The sequence below is a fragment of the Neisseria sp. P0014.S002 genome, assembly GCF_051958295.1.
GTDB lineage: Bacteria > Pseudomonadota > Gammaproteobacteria > Burkholderiales > Neisseriaceae > Neisseria > Neisseria flavescens_B.
On sequence record NZ_JBQCVO010000001.1, the window covers coordinates 173,094 to 193,967 of the forward strand.

The 20,874-nt window shown below is 51.0% G+C and carries 19 protein-coding genes; 9 read left to right on the plus strand and 10 right to left on the minus strand.

The genetic code is table 11. The annotated features are described in order from the left end of the window. Positions 1–85: 85 nt before the first annotated feature. The 5 genes from upp to ACTHSX_RS00840 all read right to left on the minus strand — a co-directional run bounded on the left by upp (position 86) and on the right by ACTHSX_RS00840 (position 4,374). Positions 86–712 carry a uracil phosphoribosyltransferase gene (gene upp / locus ACTHSX_RS00820; RefSeq protein ID WP_039864255.1) on the minus strand — a complete coding sequence of 209 codons (627 nt, stop codon included), beginning with the start codon at positions 710–712 and terminating at the stop codon, positions 86–88. Positions 713–860: 148 nt separating this feature from the next. Continuing rightward, positions 861–1,172: a Grx4 family monothiol glutaredoxin gene (gene grxD / locus ACTHSX_RS00825; RefSeq protein ID WP_003681608.1), complete on the minus strand. Its 312-nt coding sequence runs from the start codon at positions 1,170–1,172 to the stop codon at positions 861–863. Positions 1,173–1,260: 88 nt separating this feature from the next. Further along, positions 1,261–2,511 (minus strand): glutamate-5-semialdehyde dehydrogenase, encoded by a 1,251-nt coding sequence (locus tag ACTHSX_RS00830; RefSeq protein ID WP_440376587.1) that lies wholly within the window; start codon positions 2,509–2,511, stop codon positions 1,261–1,263. A 9-nt stretch (positions 2,512–2,520) separates the two neighbouring features. Further along, positions 2,521–3,324: a glutamate 5-kinase gene (gene proB, locus ACTHSX_RS00835; protein ID WP_440376586.1), complete on the minus strand. Its 804-nt coding sequence runs from the start codon at positions 3,322–3,324 to the stop codon at positions 2,521–2,523. A 264-nt stretch (positions 3,325–3,588) separates the two neighbouring features. Continuing rightward, positions 3,589–4,374 (minus strand): inositol monophosphatase family protein, encoded by a 786-nt coding sequence (locus tag ACTHSX_RS00840; protein ID WP_188209057.1) that lies wholly within the window; start codon positions 4,372–4,374, stop codon positions 3,589–3,591. Positions 4,375–4,549: 175 nt separating this feature from the next. Between ACTHSX_RS00840 and ACTHSX_RS00845 the strand changes: the two genes are divergently transcribed. The 6 genes from ACTHSX_RS00845 to ACTHSX_RS00870 all read left to right on the plus strand — a co-directional run bounded on the left by ACTHSX_RS00845 (position 4,550) and on the right by ACTHSX_RS00870 (position 12,681). Beyond that, entirely contained in the window at positions 4,550–5,365 is an 816-nt protein-coding gene (locus ACTHSX_RS00845; protein ID WP_440376585.1) for an RNA methyltransferase, read from the plus strand. 39 nt (positions 5,366–5,404) lie between these two features. Beyond that, complete coding sequence (locus ACTHSX_RS00850) at positions 5,405–6,274, plus strand: DUF1853 family protein (RefSeq protein ID WP_440376584.1); 870 nt, start codon at positions 5,405–5,407, stop codon at positions 6,272–6,274. Between the two features lie 35 nt (positions 6,275–6,309). Further along, positions 6,310–7,569 carry an RsmB/NOP family class I SAM-dependent RNA methyltransferase gene (locus ACTHSX_RS00855; protein WP_440376687.1) on the plus strand — a complete coding sequence of 420 codons (1,260 nt, stop codon included), beginning with the start codon at positions 6,310–6,312 and terminating at the stop codon, positions 7,567–7,569. A 304-nt stretch (positions 7,570–7,873) separates the two neighbouring features. Beyond that, positions 7,874–9,103, plus strand: a complete 1,230-nt coding sequence (locus tag ACTHSX_RS00860) for a TolC family protein (RefSeq protein WP_440376583.1) — start codon at positions 7,874–7,876, stop codon at positions 9,101–9,103. 43 nt (positions 9,104–9,146) lie between these two features. Further along, entirely contained in the window at positions 9,147–11,363 is a 2,217-nt protein-coding gene (locus ACTHSX_RS00865) for a type I secretion system permease/ATPase (RefSeq protein ID WP_440376582.1), read from the plus strand. 88 nt (positions 11,364–11,451) lie between these two features. Then, positions 11,452–12,681, plus strand: a complete 1,230-nt coding sequence (locus ACTHSX_RS00870; protein ID WP_070607767.1) for an HlyD family type I secretion periplasmic adaptor subunit — start codon at positions 11,452–11,454, stop codon at positions 12,679–12,681. An 84-nt stretch (positions 12,682–12,765) separates the two neighbouring features. Here the strand turns inward: ACTHSX_RS00870 and prfH are convergent, their stop codons facing one another. The 3 genes from prfH to pheA form a co-directional block, all read right to left on the minus strand. Further along, complete coding sequence (prfH, locus tag ACTHSX_RS00875) at positions 12,766–13,404, minus strand: peptide chain release factor H (RefSeq protein ID WP_440376581.1); 639 nt, start codon at positions 13,402–13,404, stop codon at positions 12,766–12,768. 2 nt (positions 13,405–13,406) lie between these two features. After that, a complete protein-coding gene (locus tag ACTHSX_RS00880; protein WP_440376580.1) occupies positions 13,407–14,540 on the minus strand; it encodes an RNA ligase RtcB family protein in 1,134 nt (377 codons plus the stop codon). 397 nt (positions 14,541–14,937) lie between these two features. Further along, positions 14,938–16,026: a prephenate dehydratase gene (pheA, locus tag ACTHSX_RS00885; protein ID WP_440376579.1), complete on the minus strand. Its 1,089-nt coding sequence runs from the start codon at positions 16,024–16,026 to the stop codon at positions 14,938–14,940. Between the two features lie 171 nt (positions 16,027–16,197). Here pheA and tsaE point away from each other — a divergent pair, with 171 nt between their 5' ends. After that, on the plus strand, positions 16,198–16,668 hold the full coding sequence (tsaE, locus tag ACTHSX_RS00890; protein WP_063076419.1) for a tRNA (adenosine(37)-N6)-threonylcarbamoyltransferase complex ATPase subunit type 1 TsaE: 471 nt from the start codon (positions 16,198–16,200) through the stop codon (positions 16,666–16,668). Further along, the gene (locus tag ACTHSX_RS00895; protein ID WP_440376578.1) at positions 16,656–17,903 is read left to right on the plus strand and encodes an N-acetylmuramoyl-L-alanine amidase; all 1,248 of its coding nucleotides are present in this window, start codon (positions 16,656–16,658) and stop codon (positions 17,901–17,903) included. The genes tsaE and ACTHSX_RS00895 overlap by 13 nt, the downstream gene beginning before the upstream one ends. 167 nt (positions 17,904–18,070) lie before the next feature. Here the strand turns inward: ACTHSX_RS00895 and ACTHSX_RS00900 are convergent, their stop codons facing one another. Both ACTHSX_RS00900 and ACTHSX_RS00905 read right to left on the minus strand, forming a co-directional pair. Continuing rightward, a complete protein-coding gene (locus ACTHSX_RS00900; RefSeq protein WP_295846946.1) occupies positions 18,071–18,529 on the minus strand; it encodes a GIY-YIG nuclease family protein in 459 nt (152 codons plus the stop codon). Position 18,530: 1 nt separating this feature from the next. Continuing rightward, positions 18,531–19,142 carry a DUF4230 domain-containing protein gene (locus tag ACTHSX_RS00905; RefSeq protein ID WP_440376577.1) on the minus strand — a complete coding sequence of 204 codons (612 nt, stop codon included), beginning with the start codon at positions 19,140–19,142 and terminating at the stop codon, positions 18,531–18,533. 190 nt (positions 19,143–19,332) lie between these two features. On the opposite strand from ACTHSX_RS00905, the gene ribBA reads away from it, so the two are divergent. Further along, a complete protein-coding gene (gene ribBA / locus ACTHSX_RS00910) occupies positions 19,333–20,688 on the plus strand; it encodes a bifunctional 3,4-dihydroxy-2-butanone-4-phosphate synthase/GTP cyclohydrolase II (RefSeq protein WP_440376576.1) in 1,356 nt (451 codons plus the stop codon). Positions 20,689–20,874 lie beyond the last annotated feature (186 nt).

The window sequence follows — 20,874 nt, forward strand, 5'->3', positions numbered from 1 at the left end:
TGATGTGGGTTTTAAAGCAAACCATATAACAAGGCCGTCTGAAAGTTGATGTTTGACACTTTTCAGACGGCCTTAAACATTTCAATTAACGTGTACCGAAAATCTTATCGCCGGCATCGCCCAAGCCTGGGATGATGTAGCCGTGTTCGTTCAAGTGGCTGTCGAGCGCGGCAGTGTAGATGGTTACATCAGGATGCGCGTCATTGACGGCTTTCACGCCTTCCGGAGCGGCAACCAATACCAATGCTTTGATATTGCTACAACCTTTGGCTTTCAGCAAGTCGATGGTCGCAACCATAGAGCCGCCGGTCGCCAACATCGGGTCGATAATCAGGGCGGGACGCTCGGCCATGCTGTCAACGAATTTTTCAAAGTAAGAAACCGGTTTCAGCGTTTCTTCATCACGCTGCAAGCCGACAACGCTGATTTTAGCGGTAGGAATCAGGTCGAGTACGCCGTCAAGCATACCCAAACCGGCACGCAAAATAGGGACAACGGTCAAGGTTTTGCCTTTGATGCGGTCGCCTTCGATGGAGCCACACCAACCGTCGATGATGTATTTTTCGGTTTCAAAGTCGCGGCTGGCTTCGTACGCCATCAGGCGTGCCAGCTCGGTAGTGAGCGTGCGGAATTTGTAGGTACTGCATTCTGCCTCGCGCATCAAAGTCAGTTTGTGGCGGACGAGGGGATGATTGATGACGGTAACGTTCATTTTCTGTATTTCCGAGTTTCGTTGACGGAGTGAATTATACTTTTTTTCACGAATGGCGGAAAGGGTATGTTTCGTGCGAAAGGCCGTCTGAATCAGGGTTTCAGACGGCCTTTGTCAACAATTTTACATTACGGAATATTGTGGATAATTAAGCTTTCAGCAATTCTTGCAGTTCGCCGGCTTCGTACATTTCCATCAGAATGTCGGAGCCGCCGACAAATTCGCCGTTAACGTACAGTTGAGGAATGGTCGGCCAGTCGCTGTATTCTTTAATGCCTTGGCGTACAGCATCGTTTTCCAATACGTTGACAGTTACATAGTCGGTGCAACCTGCCGCATTCAGGATTTGTACGGCACGGGAAGAGAAGCCGCATTGCGGGAATTGCTTCGTGCCTTTCATGAACAATACGACGCGGTGTGTGGTAACGACTTCTTTGATTTGATCGTGGATAGAGGACATGGTGTGTTCCTTTTTACTAAATCGGTTGTTCGGGAAAAATCAAATTTCCCGCCATTATACGCAAATTGATGAAGTTGAGGGGCGTTTATCAACGTCGGATCTGACCGTTGCCGTTGATGTAGAACTTGGTCGAAGTCAGCGCTTCCAAACCCATCGGGCCACGGGCGTGCATTTTTTGGGTGGAAATACCGATTTCCGCGCCCAATCCGAAAACAAAGCCGTCGGTAAACCGAGTGGACGCATTGACATAAACCGCCGCCGCATCAATACTTTCTTGGAAAAACTCGGCATGGGCAATGCTTTGGGTCACAATCGCTTCCGAGTGATGCGTCGTGTGGCCGTTAATCCAATCGACGGCTTCTTCCACCGATTTCACTGTCTTGACCGACATAATATAGTCAAGAAACTCGGTACTGTAATCTTCCTCGGTTGCCAAAACAGCATTTTTAAACATACACAGTGCTTCCTGATCGGCTCTAAATTCGACCGGATGCACTTTGGCAACGGCTTCTTCCAGTTTCGGCAAAAACGCTTCCGCTATCTTTTCGTGGACAACCAAAGACTCCGCGGCATTGCACACGCTCGGACGTTGCGTTTTGGCGTTCACGACGATATCGACCGCCATCTCCAAATCGGCACTGTCATCCACATAAATATGGCAATTACCGACTCCGGTTTCAATGACGGGAACTTTCGATTTCTCTTTTACCGTCTGAATCAAGCGCGCGCCGCCGCGCGGAATCAGTACATCAATATAATCGACTGCCTGCATCAATTCCTCGGCGGCGACATGACTGGTATCCTCAACAAGCTGCACCACATCGGCATCCATTCCCGCTTTTACCAAAGTCTGCCTGATAACGGCAATCAATGCGGTATTGGAATGGATGGCATCGCGACCGCCGCGCAAAATAATGGCATTGCCGGTTTTAAGGGCCAGAGAAAATGCATCGACTGAAACATTCGGGCGGCTTTCAAAAATCATGGCAACCACGCCCAAAGGCACGCGTTTTTGAACAATCTTCAAACCGTCCAAATTGGTATAGCCGCGGACAACCTGCCCAATCGGGTCCTGCAAATCGGCAATCTGCTCAACGCCTTCCGCAATGCCTTTGATGCGTTCATGATTCAAGCGCAGCCTGTCGAGCATAATGTCCGAAATGCCGTTTTCTTTTGCAGCGGCCAAATCGCGGGCATTTTCCGCCAAAATCATCTCAGCCTGTTCAACCAACGCCGCCGCAACCTGACGCAGCAGATTGTTTTTTTCTACACTTCCCAAGCTGATTAACGTTTTGCTGGCTTTTTGGGCATTCTTGCCCAACTGTTCGATATAGCTCATCCAACCTCCCTATTTCTCTTGTGCAAACCACGTTCCGATAGGCGCGCCATCTAAAACCTGAAGAATATCGCGCGGATTGGCGCTGTTCATCAACACCATCTGGCCGTGATGTTCAAACATCATCTGCGCGCTCTTAATCTTACTGAACATGCCGCCCGTACCAAACTTACTGCCCGAGCCGCCGGCAGAAGCAATAATTTCTTCGGTAATATCGGCAACATGGCTACGCAGCTTGGCATCAGCGTGAACAGCCGGATTTTTATCAAACAAACCGTCAATATCGGACAACATAATCAGCAAATCGGCTTTAACGATTTTCGCCACGATTGCCGATAAACGGTCGTTATCGCCAAATTTGGTCGCATGGTCCATCTCGTCCACGCTGACCGCATCGTTCTCATTGACAATAGGAATGACGCCGATGGAAAGCAGGGATTCAAAAGCATTGGTAACGTTTGCCAAACTTTCCGGATATTCGACCACATCACGCGTCAGCAGGATTTGCGATACCGTCATCCGATAATGGGAAAAAATCTGCGAGTAAAGGCTCATCATGGCCACTTGGCCGACGCTGGAAACAGCCTGCTGCTGCGCCATTTCCGCCGGACGTTTTTCCATGTTGAGGACATTCAGCCCAAAGCCCATTGCGCCGGAAGACACCAGTACAATTTCTTTGCCCTTACTAACCAAGCTGGAAATAACAAAGGCCAGTTGGTCGATTTTTGCCAAATTGATTTTGCCGTTTGGCAACACCAAAGAACTGGTTCCAATCTTAATGACAATGCGTTTTACTGTTTCAAAATCTCGTTTCATTATTCTCCTCTACTTTCTATTTTTATGATTGCATGCGGCATTATTTCAGCCAAACGTATCTACATCATAACTGCGAAGCAATAGAAAATACAGACAAAATTAAAAAACGCTTCCTTTAAAAGCTGTATTTTCAGCTTTTATCCGAATCCGTTAACAACAAAATAAAAGGCCGTCTAAAACCCTATTTCAGGTTTCAGACGGCCTTTTTCCGATTATTGAGAATCCGACCTGCCACGAGAAAAACAGACCGTTCCCTATAAACGCTTATTGGTGATCAGCAATAATTTTCAGCATTTGCGCCAACACTTTAGGATTGGCCGCAACGATATCACCGCTTTCCAACCAGCCTTCATCCCCGGACATATCGGTAACGATACCGCCTGCTTCTTGGACAATCAATGCACCGGCGGCAATATCCCAAGGTTTGAGGTTAAACTCGAAAAAGCCGTCCAAACGGCCGGCCGCAACGGCACACAAATCCAAAGAAGCCGCGCCTTCACGACGGCCGCCGGCGGTTTTTGCCAAGAAGTCTTTCAAAATCGCCAGATACTTGTCCATCATGCTTTGATCGACAACAGGGAAGCCGGTACCGATCAGGCAGCGGTTCAATTCGATGCGGTTGGAAACGCGGATACGGCGGTCATTGAGCAACGCGCCTTTGCCGCGGGAGGCCATGTACACGTCGTTGCGCTCAGGTGCGTACACCAAAGCTTCTTGCAATACGCCTTTGTGCAGGAGTGCCATAGAGATAGCGTATTGAGGATGGCCGTGAAGGAAGTTGGTTGTGCCGTCGAGCGGGTCGATAATCCATTCATACTCGGCGGTGGCTTTACCGTGGGAGCCGCCTTCTTCGCAAGTGATTTTGTGATGCGGATAGGCTTCTTTGAGCGCTTCCACCAAAATCATCTCGGAGCTGCGGTCAACATCGGAAACGAAGTCGTTGAATGCTTTGCTGTCTACTTTGACGGCATCCAAATTGCCGGCGGCGCGAATCATCATTTGCCCTGCTTTACGGGCGGCTTTGAAAGCGGTATTTAAAAACGGATTCATGGTTTTCTTCCTAATTCAGGTAAAATACGCCCTAATGCGCCGAATAAGGCACACAAGAGGCTGTTAATCGTTTCCGATGCTGTTAAAGAACATTTCAGACGGCATGGAAAAAGGCCGTCTGAAAACAAAAAGATGGCGCATTATACCTGATTCCCGTACAAACAGAAAACAAAACATGACTTCCGAAAAACCCGCCCTGCCCGCTTATCTGGACAACATCCGCATCATCCTCACGCGCACCAGCCATCCTGCCAATATCGGTTCCGCCGCGCGCGCCATGAAAACAATGGGCCTGCACAAACTAACCATCGTCGCCCCCAATCTGATGGCAACGCCGATGACGGAAAATCCGCCCGTATTCGATCCGGAGCATCCACAATCGTTTAAATTACCGGAAGAAAGTTTCATCCTCGCTTCCGGCGCGGCAGACGTTTTGGAAAATGCCACCATTGCCGCTTCTTTGGACGAAGCCCTTGCCGATACCACCATCGCCTGCGCCCTGACCAGCCGCCGCCGCGAAATCACCGCGCCGCTGCAAACGCCGCGCGATTTGGTACCCGAATTACTGCAGGCCGCCAACCGTGGCGAGAAAGTGGCGCTGGTTTTTGGTAACGAGACTTTCGGCTTGAGCATCGAAGAAGTCCAAGCCTGCAACCGACTGATGACCATCAACGGCAATCCCGACTATTTCTCGCTCAACCTTGCCCAAGCCGTGCAGGTCGTGTGTTATGAAATCTTCAGCCAAACTGATTCGCCCATGACCCACCTGAAACAAGAAGACCACACCGCGACCCACGAGCAAATCAAAGGCATGGTTGCCCACATGGAAAGTGTGATGAACGACATCGGCTTTTTCAACCGCCGCAACGGCGAGCGCCTGATGCGCCGTATGCAGAGCCTGTTCGGACGCGCCAACACGCAAACCGAAGACATCGATATCCTGCGCGGTTTTTTCAATACCGTCAGCCACCGTATGAACAAAAAAGACTGATTAAGGCCGTCTGAAAACATATCCAGCCTTTCAGACGGCATGACTGATATTCGGATAAGCATGAATTACGCCCTAGACGCATTATGGTGGAAACTCACCAGCCAACCCGTCCGCGACCTTGCCTCGCTGCTGACTGCGCCGCCTTTGTGGCAAAGCGGTTGCGAATTGAGCGTACGCGAACTATTGGGGGAACACGGTTTCCGTTACCTTTTGGCATTGGACGCCGATCCCGCGCCGCTGAAGAAACATCTCGCCCAACGCACCCCGTTCGGCCACCGTCTCGGCATTTATGCCGAAGAGCTGTTGGCTTTTTGGTTTGCCAACTCGCCGCATGCCAAACTGCACGCCTACAATCTACCCGTTTTTTCAGACGGCCAAACTTTGGGGGCTGCGGATTTTGTCGTTTCGCTTAATCAAAAGCCCTACCACATCGAGCTGGCGTGTAAATACTACGGCGGAGACCAAGTACAAAACCTGCGCGGCCTCAATCCTAAAGACACGCTGACAGACAAAGCCACCAAACTGGTGCAGCAATCCCAGCTGCTGCATACGCCGCAAGGCAAAGCAACCTTAACCGCACAAGGCCTGTCGGAAAATCTGCTTCCTGCTTCCATCGTGCGCGGCATCGGATTTTTTCCACACGGTTTCCATGCTTTTGAGCCGCCGCTTAATCCATACGGCTGGCGCGGCGTCTATATTCAAGATTGGGCGGAATACGGGTTTGAACGCCAAGAAGCCCGCTACCATCTGCTCGACCGCATGGCTTATCTTGCACCTGCGCGTGTCGCCGAAACCGAAACATTAAACGCAACCGAAATCCGCCGTATCGACCAAGGCTTGATTGCCGTTTTGGAATTACGGCCGGACGGCTTTTGGCACGAAATCGAACGCATCATGAAGGCCGTCTGAAACCATTTACCAACTTTAAGAGAACCCATTACATTATGAACGCCGCACAACTCGACCATACCGCCAAAGTTTTGGCTGAAATGCTGACTTTCAAACAGCCTTCCGATGCCGTCCTCTCCGCCTATTTCCGCGAACACAAAAAGCTCGGCCGCCAAGACCGCCACGAAATCGCCGAAACTGCCTTTGCCGCGCTGCGCCACTATCAAAAAATCAGTACCGCCCTGCGCCGTCCGCACGCGCAGCCGCGCAAAGCCGCACTCGCCGCACTGGTTCTCGGTAGAAGCACCAACATCAGCCAAATCAAAGACCTGCTTGATGAAGAAGAAACAGAGTTTCTTGGTAATTTGAAAGCCCGTAAAACCGAGTTTTCAGACGGCCTGAATACCGCCGCAGAATTGCCGCAATGGCTGGTGGAACAACTGCAACAGCATTGGAGCGAAGAAGAAATCCTCGCCTTCGGCCGCAGCATCAACCAACCTGCCCCGCTCGATATCCGCGTCAATACCTTGAAAGGTAAACGCGACAAAGTATTGCCATTGTTGCAAGCCGAAAGTGCCGATGCAGAGGCAACCCCTTATTCGCCTTGGGGTATCCGTCTGAAAAACAAAATCGCGCTTAACAAACACGAACTGTTTTTGGACGGTACGCTGGAAGTCCAAGACGAAGGCAGCCAGCTGCTTGCCTTATTGGTGGGCGCAAAACGTGGCGAAATCATTGTCGATTTCTGTGCCGGTGCCGGCGGTAAAACCTTGGCTGTCGGCGCGCAAATGGCCAACAAAGGCAGAATCTATGCCTTCGACATCGCCGAAAAACGCCTTGCCAACCTCAAACCGCGCATGACCCGAGCCGGACTGACCAACATCCACCCCGAACGCATCAGCAGCGAACACGATACCCGTATTGCCCGACTGGCAGGCAAAGCCGACCGTGTGTTGGTGGATGCCCCCTGCTCCGGTTTGGGTACTTTACGCCGCAACCCCGACCTCAAATACCGCCAATCCGACGAGACCGTGGCCAACCTTTTGGAACAGCAACACAGCATCCTCGATGCCGCCTCCAAACTGGTGAAACCGCAAGGCCGCTTGGTGTATGCCACCTGCAGCGTGTTGCCGGAAGAAAACGAGTTGCAAGTCGAACGTTTCCTGTCCGAACATCCCGAATTTGAACTCGTCAACTGCGCCGAACTGCTGCAAAGCCTGAAGGTCGATTTGGATACCGGAAAATACCTGCGCCTCAACTCTGGAGAACACCAAACCGACGGCTTTTTTGCCGCTGTATTGCAACGCAAGGATTAAAGTTGAAAAAAGGCCATCTGAAATCCTTTCAGACGGCCTTTTTGATAGATTTTTTACATTAAAATCATTAGATACGATAGTCGCGCTCTGCAATAATATACTTTAAGGCATGTATCTCGACCTTTTATCAGAATATTGTGAAAAGCTGGAAAAAATGCTTTATGCTTTGTAAATGTATGTGTTCTCGTTCAAAATTCGCCCGGTCATGCCTCAGGCGAAACCCGATACGGACAATGATAATATATAAATTATTTGGTTTAAAATCATGTCGCATATTTATTCTTCCCCCACAAAGCCCCGTTTATTGTCATCGGCCGTTGCCGTCGCCTGCTGTCTGTTGCCGTTTCAGACGGCCTCTGCATACAGCCTGCAAGACATCCTCAGGGACGCTTTAATCAGCGATCCGATTGTGCGTGAAGCCAAAGCCACTCAGGAGGCTGCACAAAGCACGACCAAAGCCACGCGTGCGCGCCATTATCCTGTCGTGACCCTGACCGGCACGAAAGTGCTGGCGCAACACAATAAATATTCCAGCAACGACATGGAAGACGGTGTTGGCGTGCGCGGCAGCGTGAACATCTACTCATGGGGTGCGATTGAAGCCGCCGTCCGCCGCGACCGCAGCCGCGAAGAATACTATCAACACAAATACACCGAAAGCCAAGAGCAGCTGGGCAGCGATATCGGCCGCCTCTATCTGAGCGCATTGCGTGCAAAAGAAACCCTAATCCTCAACGAACAGACTTTGGCGCGCCACAACAAGCTCTTAAAAGACTTGGATACCATCGTCAAATATGATGCCGGCCGCCGTTCCGAACTGATTGAAGCGCGCGCGCGCCAACTGCAAGTGGCAAACATCATTGCCCAACAACGCCGCACCATGGATTTGGCACTGAGCCGCCTGTCCCGCTATACCTCGCGCCAGCTGACTGCCAACGATTTGGAAGATCCGTTTAAAAACGACACCGCGAAATCCATCAGCGAACGCTTCAACAATCCCAACCGCAATAACAATCCGTCCTATCAGGCGCAATTGGCCGAGCGCGACAGCGTCCGTGCCGATTTAGACGCTTCCAAAGCCGAACGCCTGCCTGCCCTCAATTTGGAAGGCAGTGCAACGCGCAATACCAAACAGCTTTATTTAAACGTTGCATGGAATGTGTTGGATATTGCCGCACGACACAATGTGGAACGCAATGCCAAATCATTGATTGCCGCAGAAGCCAAGTCCGAACAAATCCTGCGCGACATGAACGAACGCGTTCAAACTTCCGCCATCGATATGCAGGAAAGCGAACAGCGTACCGCGCTGACGGCGCAACATATCGCCGCCCAAAAAGAAGTCATCAAAGTGTACGAATTGCAGTTTAAAATCGCCCGACGTACGCTGACCGACGTTTTGAGCGCATACAGCGAGTTATCCTCCATCGAGCAGGATTACGTCGCCGCCCGCAACGATTTCCGCGATGCGGCGCTCGACTATTTAAATACCCAGGCCAAGATTTCCGCTTGGGTCGGTTTGGCACAAAAATAAAGCCATATCCGCCGGTTAAACCAAAAACATTACGCGAAAAAATATGAAAGCCATCATTGAACATATCGTTTTAGTGACCCGCCTTTTGGGTGCGCCCGTATCCGAAGCCGCTTTGTCCGCCGAAGTCGTGCGCGACAAAAAGCTCAAGGTCAACTATCACTCGCTGGTCGAAGTCCTGCGCAGCCACGGCTTTGAAAACACCTTATCCAAACGCAATCTGGAAGATATTCCCTCGCTCGCCGTGCCGGTCATGATTATCCTGCACAACGAAGAGGCCGCGGTCATCACCAAAATCGAAGGTTCAGGACAAGAGCGCAAATACCATATCCGCCAAGTAGACGGTTTGGAACAGGAACTCAGCCACGAACAGCTCTCCGGCCTGTATTTGGGCTACTGCTGGTTTATCAAACCCAAAATGGCTACCGATATGCGCTCAGAGCTGCCTGAATACCATTTGCCCAAAGCATGGTTTTGGAAAGTTATTTGGCGTTTCCGCAGCTACTACTACCAAGTCATTTTGGCCACCATTATCATCAACTTCCTTGCGCTCGTCAGCTCCCTGTATGTGATGAACGTGTACGACCGCGTGATTCCCAACCAAGCCTATGAAACCTTGTGGGTATTGAGCATCGGCGTGGTCTTGGCGATTTTGTTTGAATTTGCCGCCAAGATGATTCGCGGTCATTTGACCGACATTGCCGGCAAAAAAGCCGACCTGATCATCAGCTCCGCCCTGTTCCGCCGCGTGATGGCATTGCGTCTGGCAGACCGTCCAGCTTCTTCCGGTTCATACGCCAGCAATTTGCGCGAATTTGAAGCCGTGCGCGAGTTTATGACCAGTGCCAGCTTGTTGACTATTGTCGACTTGCCTTTCCTGTTGCTGTTTATCTTCGTGATTTCCATGGTCGGCGGCAAACTGGCACTTGTTCCCTTAACCATCATTCCGATTGTCGTGATTGTCGGTTTTGTCGTACAACGCCCGCTCTCTCGCCACATCAACGAATCGATGAAAGAAGGTTCGCAACGCTCCGGCCTTGCCGTTGAAGCCATCGAAGGCATCGAAACCCTGAAAACCAACAACGCCACATCTTGGGCGCAACAACGTTGGGACGAATACACCGCCAAAACTTCCGCTTCTTCCATCAAAGTCAAAGACACCAGCAACTTCATGGTCAACTTCGCCGTTGCCATGCAGCAGCTCAATACCGTCTTCTTGGTCGTTGTCGGTACCTATTTGATTCATGCCGACAACCATGCGGAACGTATTACCATGGGTGCATTGATTGCCTCCGTGATTCTGTCCGGCCGCGCCTTGGCACCATTGGCACAAATTGCCGGTTTGGCTACCCGCTTCCAACAGGCCAAACTTGCCCTCAAAGGCGTCAACGACATCGTTACCCGCCCTATCGAGCGTAATCCGGAACGCAAATACATTACTTTGGACAACGTTCAAGGCAGTATTACCTTTGAAAACGTATCGTTCAAATATCAAGCCGACAACAACAGCGCTGTCGAAGATTTGCGCCTGACCATCAAACCGGGCGAAAAAGTCGGTATTTTGGGCCGTATCGGCAGCGGTAAAAGCACCATGCTCAAACTGGCCAGCGGTCTGTACGACACTGAAAAAGGCAACGTTACCCTTGACGGCGTCGATATGCGCCAGCTTGACCCCAATTTCCTGCGCGATCAAGTCCTGCTGTTAAGCCAATCGCCACGCCTGTTCCTCGGCACATTGCGTGAAAACATGGACTTGGCGCGCACCGGCAGCTACTCTACCGACCAAGACTTACTGACTGCACTCAACCGCTTCGGCCTCGACAAAATCATCCGCAACCATCCGCGCGGTTTGGATATGCCTTTGGGTGAAGACGGTTTGGGCTTGTCCGGCGGTCAAAAACAAATCATCGCCCTGGCACGCATGACCTTGCGCAACCCGAAAGTCGTCTTGCTGGACGAGCCGACCACCAGTCTGGACCAAGCTACCGAACGTATGGCACTCAATGCCATTGCCCAATGGGGTCGCAACCGTACCATGCTTTTAGTGACGCACCGTCCGCAAGTGCTGCAAATCGTCAACCGCATCATTGTGATGGATAATGGTAAAGTCGTGATGGACGGCCCGCGTGACCTGGTATTGCAAAAACTCATGCAAAACGAACAGGCCAAAGCAGCCAACGTCAAACAACAACAGCAACAAGCTGCTGCAGTCAAACAGCAGCAACAACAAGCTGCCGCCGCCCCTCAATCTGCAGCACAATAAAGCAAAAGGCCGTCTGAAACCTACTTACTCTTTCAGACGGCCTGCCCTAATGGTTACAATCCACCAAACACAATAAAGATACACGATTATGAGCCGCGAAAACAACGTCAAATCCAAAGACCTACACCTCATCAACGACCTCAATGCCGCCCTTCAAAAAGAAAAACACAGCGGCCAATTTTGGGTCATCATCCTATTCTTCCTTTTCTTGGTTGTCTTCGTCGTCTGGGCATACAACAGCCCTGTCGAAGAAGTGACCCGCGGCAACGGCAATATCATTCCCAGCAGCCGTGAGCAAGTCATCCAAAGCCTCGACCCCGGCATCGTAACCGAAATCATGGTTAAAGAAGGCGATATGGTCGAGAAAGATCAGATTCTGATGAAACTCGACGACACACGCAGCTCCGCCGTTTTGCGTGAAAGCGAAGCCAAAGTCGAAAACCTCGAAGCCACCGTTGCCCGACTTAAAGCCGAAGCTTACGGCACCAAGCTATCCTTCCCTGACAGCGTGGGCCCTGAGCTTCGCCGTCGCGAAATTGCCGCCTACAAAGCACGCCGTCAAGCCATGACCGACGCCGTCAGCGGCCTTTCCCAAAGCAAGGCCGCACTTGACCGCGAAATCGCCATTACTGCGCCTATGGTTGCCGAAGGTGTGGTTTCCGAAGTCGAACTTTTAAGAATGCGCCGCGATTCCGCAGACTTGGCCACCCAAATCTCCGAACGCCGCAACCGCTACAAAGCCGATGCCAACAACGAACTCTTGCAAGCCGAATCCGAGCTGGCGCAATCCAAAGAAAACGTTGCCATGCGTGCTGACCCGGTTGAACGCTCGCAAATCCGCGCGCCTATGCGCGGCATCGTCAAAGGCATAAAAGTTACCACCATCGGCGGCGTTGTGAACGCAGGCGAAGACATTATGCAAATCGTCCCGGTTGACGACAAACTGCTGGTCGAAGCCTATATCCGCCCGCAAGACATCGCCTTTATCCGCGCAGGCCAACCTGCATTGGTTAAAGTCAGCGCCTACGACTACTCCATCTACGGCGGTTTGGAAGGCAAGGTTACCCTCGTCGGTGCTGATACCGTCAGCAACTCCATGCAAAACCGTGCCAATGACTTGAAACTCGACCCGAACCAAGTCTATTACCGTGTTCTCGTCCAAACCGAAAACAACTCCCTGAAAGACAAAAACGGCAAACCTATGCCGATTATTCCGGGCATGGTTGCAACGGTGGACATCAAAACCGGTGAAAAAACCATCTTCCAATACCTGATCAAACCGATCACACGTATGAAACAAGCGTTAAGCGAACGCTAATCGATAAACCGATAAAAGGCCGTCTGAAAGTTTTCAGACGGCCTTTAGTTTATGTTTTAAATGCCTACTTATCCGGCAGGCAAATTACTTCTCCTTAAACGTCGCTCCGACAAACGTCCTTTTCGGATTGCCGCGCTCAACTTGATAGAGTTGCGCGTGCTGCTCCTGCGCAAAATTTCCTGCCTGTCCGGCATGATGCTCCGCCAGCTTTTGCGCCAATAACATGACCGCCAATTTTTTATTGGCGTGCTGGCTGCGCTCGCTCTCGACCCGCACGGAAATGCCGCTTTCTTTATGGGTAGCGCGGACGGCGCTTTCGGTTTTATTGACGTGTTGCCCACCCTTGCCGCCCGAACGACAGGTTTGAAACTCGATTCCGTTTTCAGACGGCATTTCATACATCTGCGGCATATCGGGCAAGCGGAAAACCCCTATATACCAATTTTTGCGCGGATGTTTCGGACGGACAGGGCTGGGGCATATCCATTGGAGCGTCCCCTGCCAAGTTTGCGCCAAACTTTCGGCTTTCTGCCCTTCCAGCTTGAGTGTTGCCGACAAAATTCCGTACATATCGGCGGTTTCGGTAACAAGTTCGGCATCAATGCCTTTTGCTTGAGCTTCGGCAAGTAATTTACCTAAGACGAAACGGGCAAATATACGGCACTCTGCGGGCCCTTGCGCGGTGGAAATTTGCAGATAAATCGCTGGTGTATTCTGTTTCATCTTTACGCTCCACACTCGCCGCCGGTTTTATAAGTCAAAACAGGCTTGAACCGCGCGACCAATTCAATCAAACCGGCGTTTTTCATGGCGGCAATAACACTGTCGATGCTTTTATAAGCCTGCGGCGCTTCTTCAAAAATCAGTGCCTTATCCTGACAAACGACTACGCTGCCAAATTCGGTCTGGCGCAGGCTGTCAGCAGTATATTTATGCGACAGCCTGCCTTTGCATTCGCCGCGCTGCCATTTCCGACCTGCGCCGTGCGCCAATGTGTTCAACGAAATTTGGCAGTCTTCTGCAGGTCGGACCAGATAGCTGTAATCGCCGCGTGAGCCGGGTATCATGACCAAGCCTTTATCGGTGGGCGTTGCGCCTTTTCGGTGCAGCCAACCGGTTGTGCCGTCAATCTTAGTTTGTTCCAAAAAATTATGATGGACATCGAGCAGGCATGTTCCTTCTGCGCACCAACGGTCGAGCATTCTGGCCGCAATCAAACGGCGGTTAAGGCTGGCAAATTCAAGGGCTGTTTGGTGTTCGGCAAGATAGGCTGCCGCCGCTTCGCCCTCTTCCGCCAAACCTTGATGCCCAAAGGCGGCAATATGGCGTTGCAAAATCTGTTGACCCAATCCGCGCGAACCGCTATGCACCAACAGTTGCAGATGGTTTTCATCAAAATTAGGCGGAAGCAGATCGGCGCGATAAACGGTATCAACGGTTTGCAACTCGGCAAAATGGTTGCCGCCGCCAATCGTACCCACGGCAAGACCGTCTGAAAACTGACGCATATCGACAGCGTCACCTAGCAAATCGACCTGTTCGTCTTTATCCAACGGCATATCGATATTGCCCAGCTCTTTGGCGAGTTTGGCCGGTTTGAGTTTGGCTGCGCGTAAATCGGTCTGCCAAAACGCCATGCCGCAACCGATGTCGTTCCCAATCAGGGCAGGATAAAAATGACGGTCGCTGAAAAATGCCGCGCCAACCGGATAACCGCGCCCGGCGTGTAAATCCGGCATTCCGGCAACGCGCAGCATATGCGGTAATCGGGCGGTGGTTTCGAGCTGTGCGACAGCGTTGCCTTCAATCCATGTATTTGAATCGGCAATAATTTGAATATGATGGGGATAATTGCCCATGTGTTTATGCTTTCTTTAAAACGGATAGAAACCGTCAACAGATGACAATAGGTATCTACCGTCTGCGAAATGTTCAGACGGCCTGGTTTCTAGCCGATAATCGTAGGGAAAGCAGCCCGAAGCGGGCGACATGGAATGCGAAAAGCGTTATCCGAAAGTCAGACCGACGCTTGGGCTGCAAAGAATGTGATTGAGCAGATTGAAGTATTGCGTGTCATGGCTTGCTCCTTTCTTTGCATGAAAATATTAAAAACGTTCGGATTATAGAAGGTTCATTTCCAATCATGCAAACTTACTGACATCAATCTGCCAATAATGTTGCATAAATGGCAACTATTGAGATCATAATTTAGGCCGTCTGAAAACTTTTCAGACGGCCTTCAATACCCAATAATCCTTACAAAACAACGGTCGGATAAGAGCCGACAACTTTCACGAAGGAAGCGCGTTCGCCCAAAAGCTGCAAGGCTTTTTGGACATTTTCATCGCTTTGGTGGCCTTCGATATCGATGAAGAACAGGTATTCCCACAAAACCGATTTGCTTGGGCGGCTTTCAAATTTGGTCATGGAAATGCCCAACTCGGTGAAGGGTTGCAACAAAGAAGTAACGGCACCGGCACGGTTGGGCGCAGATACGACCAAAGAAGTTTTGTCGTTGCCGCTGCGGCCGGTTTCTTGATGGCCCATCACCAAGAAGCGCGTGGTGTTGTTCGGCTCGTCTTCGATACACTCGGCGACAAAGCTCAACTGATAAATTTCCGCGGCGATACGTCCAGCAACGGCGGCCACATTCGGGCTGTCAGATTCGGCAACCAAACGCGCTGCTTCAGCATTGCTGGCTACGGCGATACGTTCGGCATTGGGCAGGTTGCGGCCAAGCCAGTCATTGCATTGCGCCAAGGCTTGGGCATGGGCGAAAACTTTGGTAATGCCGCCGATTTCATGGCTGTCTTTACGCAGCAGGTTGTGATGAATGCGGACAACCACTTCGCCGCAGGCTTTTAAAGCGGTTACAGCCAACAAATCCAAAGTGCGGCCCACCGAGCCTTCGGTCGAGTTTTCCACCGGCGCCACCAAATAATCGGCTTGGCGCGTTTCAACTTGTTTGAAGCAGTTGTCGATGGTGGTACACGCCATGGTGTGTGCGGCGTGGCCGAAATGTTTGATGGCGGCTTGTTGGGTGAATGTTCCCATCGGGCCCAAATAGGCAATCGTCAACGGACGCTCCACTGCCAAACATTCGCTCATAATCTCACGAAACAGCCGGGTGACCGATTCATCCGGCAAAGGGCCGCGGTTCAAATCCTGAATCCGGCGCAAAACGGCCACTTCCCGCTCAGGACGGTACACCGCGCCTGTCCCTTTCAATTCGCCGATAGCATGCGCATGCCCGGCGCGCTCGTTGAGCAAACGGAGGATTTCCGCATCGATGCTGTCGATGGCATTGCGGTGCGGCAATAATTGTTCGTCTATGGATAAAGGCATAAGCTGTCTCGCAATTTTGTGGGAGATATTTTCATTTTAACATTAAAGGCCGTCTGAATTCCGTTTTCAGACGGCCTCAACACTATCTTTATCTAACTTTATCGTCTATCAGGTTTGCAAACGCCGCCAATTCCATCATAATTAAGCCTTTTGAACGACAAGGCCTATTCCATGCACTCAAACGGACTGTACACCCGTTTTCTGCCCGATGAAGAAGCAACCCTGAAACTGGGTGAAGAATGGAGCAAGCAGCTTTCCGCTCCGCTGACCATCTATCTTGAAGGCGGGCTGGGTGCAGGCAAAACCACGCTGACACGCGGGATTTTGCGCGGACTTGGACATACGGGCGCAGTCAAAAGCCCGACTTACACCATTGTCGAATCTTATCCGCTGGATACATTCACCCTCCACCATTTCGACCTCTACCGCTTTACCATGCCCGAGGAATGGGAAGATGCCGGTTTGGACGAATTGTTTGCGCCTGACAGCATCTGCCTCATCGAATGGCCGCAGCAAGGCGGGGAATTCACGCCTCCGGCAGACATTACCATTACATTGACGTACACCGATAAGGGCAGAACCTGCACCTTTTCCGCCCACACAAACCAAGGCCGAAAAAGTTTAGAATCATGGTCAAATTAACTAGAAGACACATTCTCCGTCAAGGCACAGGACTATTTCTCACCCTCACGCCCGTTGGTGCCGCATTGGCCAAACCGGCCTCTCCTGCGCAATTCCTTGCCGTCCGCATTTGGCCGGCGCACGCCTACACACGCGTCACCCTTGAGAGCAACCACTCGATGAAATACCAACATTTTATGTTGGACAACCCCAGCCGGTTGGTCGTGGATATTCAAGGTGCGGAAATCAACAGCGTCCTGCAAGGCATTTCCAGCAAAGTGCTGTCTAACGACCCTTTTATCCGCAGCATTCGCGCCGGTCAAAATACGCCCAACACCGTGCGTATCGTCATCGACCTCAAACAAAGCACCCATCCGCAAGTCTTCGCACTCGCCCCTGTCGGCAACTTCAGAAACCGCTTGGTTATCGACCTTTATCCGCACGGCACAGATGCTAACGACCCGATGATGGCCTTGCTCAACGGCAATATCCCCAAACAACGTCCGAATACCAATATCGCATACGACACCCCTGCACCTAAAAGCAATCGCGGCAGCGGCGGCAACCGCCGTCCTGTGATTATGATCGATCCCGGCCATGGCGGCGAAGACCCCGGCGCAATCGGCCCGAGCGGCCTCAAAGAGAAAAACGTCGTACTCTCCATCGCACGCGAAACCAAAAAACGCCTCGAAGCCTTGGGTTACAACGTATTCATGACGCGCAACGAAGACATCTTTATCCCATTGGGCGTACGCGTTGCCAAAGGCCGTGCGCGCAATGCTGATGTATTCGTATCCATCCACGCCGATGCCTTTACCAGCCCGTCTGCTCGCGGTACCGGCGTGTACATGCTCAATACCAAAGGCGCGACCAGCTCGGCGGCAAAATTCCTTGCACAAACCCAAAACAATGCCGATGCCATCGGCGGTGTACAAACCAGCGGCAACCGCAACGTCGACAATGCCATTTTAGACATGACCCAAACTGCGACCCTGCGCGACAGCCGCAAGCTCGGCCATTCCGTCTTGACCGAATTGGGCAAACTCAACCAGTTGCACAAAGGCCGCGTTGACGAAGCCAACTTCGCCGTCCTCCGCGCGCCGGATGTTCCGTCCATTTTGGTGGAAACCGCCTTCCTCTCCAACCCTACCGAAGAGCGGCTGCTCGGCAGCGAGTCCTTCCGCCAGCAATGCGCCCAAGCCATTGCCACCGGTATTCAAAAATACATCAATACCGCCGTTTTACAACGCGGTTAAATGGCTTGATGAAACAAAGGCCGTCTGAAAATTTTTCAGACGGCCTTATCTTTTCAAGTAATCTATTGGTATGAACAATACAGCAAAATGGGAGAATGGCGGCAAAATAACAATTGAGCCAAACCCTGTCAATCTTTGCTATTACATGTTCTACACTCATATGCGTGCTATTTATTGTTGGCACCTGATTTACCAAATGCCGGCTGTAATTGATCAGCAAGATCGTCTTCAATCAATTGCAGCACATCAGCGGGAAGTGTATCGGCATATTGATGAATCGTTATTTTATATTGGCCTTGATACCATTGATTTAAATGCAATGCATAGGTACTTTTATGCCCGAAGCCCAAATGCTGTGCCAATCTATTCCGAATACTGTGGCGTGAAGACCCTACGTATAGAACCTGACTTGGGCGATTTAATTTTGCGCAGGCATGTGTTTTAAGTAAGCGAAAATTTTGAAATTGCTGAAAAGTTGTATTAATGTCGCCTTCAATCTGTTGAATAACATAAATAAAGCATCCATGACTGGGCAATTGTTCCAACGTTGTAAATTCAAAGGTACGGTCAGGCACAAGCTTTTTTGCTTGTATACAATGTTCAATCAATCGGTCAAGATAACGCATATTAACCGCACTTCCCTACCGCAGCCGGATACACCGACACCTTCGTCTGCGTCAATGCAAACAGGTTTTCCAACTGCGTTTGCGCCTGACGGTTGGCATGTTCCAAAATCTCAGCCTTGCACGCGCTTTGCAATACCTGCCGTTTCGCCTCTTCCTGCACCGTCTTAAATACCGACTTATCCATAGGCAGCAAATTAAACGAGCCGGTCTGAATATCGTACACTTCGATATTTTCCAAATCCACACTCAAGATTTCCACCGCCGGCAGGCTGATCAACACCTTGTCATCCACAATATTAACATTGTCCGCGCCTAACTTATCCAAATCCAAACCGGCCAACACCTTACCGCGCACAATAAAAATACCGCTTTGTGAATCCTGCCACAGCCTTCGCCAATCCCCTTTTTTCTCCGTACGGATAATCGTATCGATATAAAATGCCGTACTTTCCAAGCGGTTCATCTGCTTAATCTGCATCAAAACCCCTTCACGGGATAAAACCTGATGTTCTTCGTTCTGACCATGCAAGGCATAAAACCAGCCGCCTGAAGCCGTCAGCGCACACAACACCAGCACGACCAATCCGCGCCCAAGCATTTTCATTTCAAACATCCCCCGTTAAAATAATCATCAGAACATTCCCCATATTCTCCCAAAACCGTCAATTTCAAGCCCTACCCAGGCCGTCTGAAACAATAAATTTCATTACTAAAAAGTAATAACAAAATCTCAACAAACAAAGTTTGCCTTTTGGTAAAGACAAGACTACAATTCATTACACACAATTCAATTTCATCTCATCATGAACACCACCGACCTGCGCCGCCACAACCTGCGGCAATGGATAACACAACACCACAACGGCCAGCAGACCAAGTTTGCCCAAGCCATCGCCATCAACCAAGGCGAGCTGTCCGCCCTGCTGAAAAACAAATCTTTCGGCGAGAAAAAAGCCCGAAAAATCGAGCAGGCAGCCAATATGCCTGACATGTGGCTGGATCAAGACCACCAAGACCGCCACGCCCCCACCATCAGCCAAGAAAGAAATACCATGTCCCACATCTCCACCATCCCCGAAATCCTAGCAGACATCAAAGCCGGCAAAATGGTCATCATCACCGATGCCGAAGACCGCGAAAACGAAGGCGACTTGCTGATGGCCGCCCAATTCGTCACCCCTGAAGCCATCAACTTCATGATCAAAAACGCACGCGGCTTGGTCTGCCTGCCGATGGACGGCGAAATGGTCGAAAAACTCGGCCTGCCCATGATGACCCAGAAAAACGGCGCGCAATATGGCACCAACTTTACCGTCTCCATCGAAGCCGCCCACGGCATTACCACCGGCATCTCCGCCGCCGATCGCGCCCTGACCATTCAAACCGCCGTTTCCCCATCCGCCAAACCAGAAGACATCGTCCAACCCGGCCACATCTTCCCACTGCGCGCCCAAAAAGGCGGCGTACTCGTCCGCGCAGGACACACAGAAGCCGGCGTTGACCTGGCACAAATGAATGGCCTGATTCCCGCCGCCGTCATCTGCGAAATCATCAACGACGACGGCACCATGGCGCGCATGCCCGAACTGATGAAGTTCGCCGAAGAACACAATCTCAAAATCGGCACTATTACCGACCTCATCGAATACCGCAGCCGTACCGAAAGCCTGCTCGAAGACATGGGTAACGCACCCGTACAAACCCCGTGGGGCGAGTTCCAACAACACGTTTACGTCGACAAACTCTCCGGCGAAACCCACCTCGCCCTCGTCAAAGGCACACCAACCGCCGACGAAGAAACCCTCGTCCGCGTCCACGAACCCTTCACCGTGATGGACTTCATCCAAGCTAACCCGCGCCATTCCTGGTCATTGCCCAAAGCCCTTGAGCGCATCCAACAAGCCGAAAGCGGCGTAGTCATCCTCCTGCACCGTACCGAAGACGGTGCCACCCTGCTCGACCGCACCCTGCCCAAAGGCGCAAACCAAGCCTACAAATGGGACAGTAAAAGCTACGGCATAGGCGCACAAATTCTCGCCGGCCTCAACGTCAAAAAACTACGCGTCCTCGGCCAGCCTTCCTCCTTCACCGGCCTCACCGGCTTCGGCCTCGAAGTCGTCGGCTTTGAAGTCGTCGGCTTTGAAGAAGCTGAAAAATAATCTTGCTTGATTGATTCTCAAAGCAAATGAAACAAAAGGCCGTCTGAAAATTTTCAGACGGCCTTTTCATCTCTCTATTTATCTGAATATTATCCAATAAAATTATGATAAAAACGACTATTTATTAAATTATTTCAATAATGATAAGAATAATCAATTATTATATAAATATTAATAATATTTAAA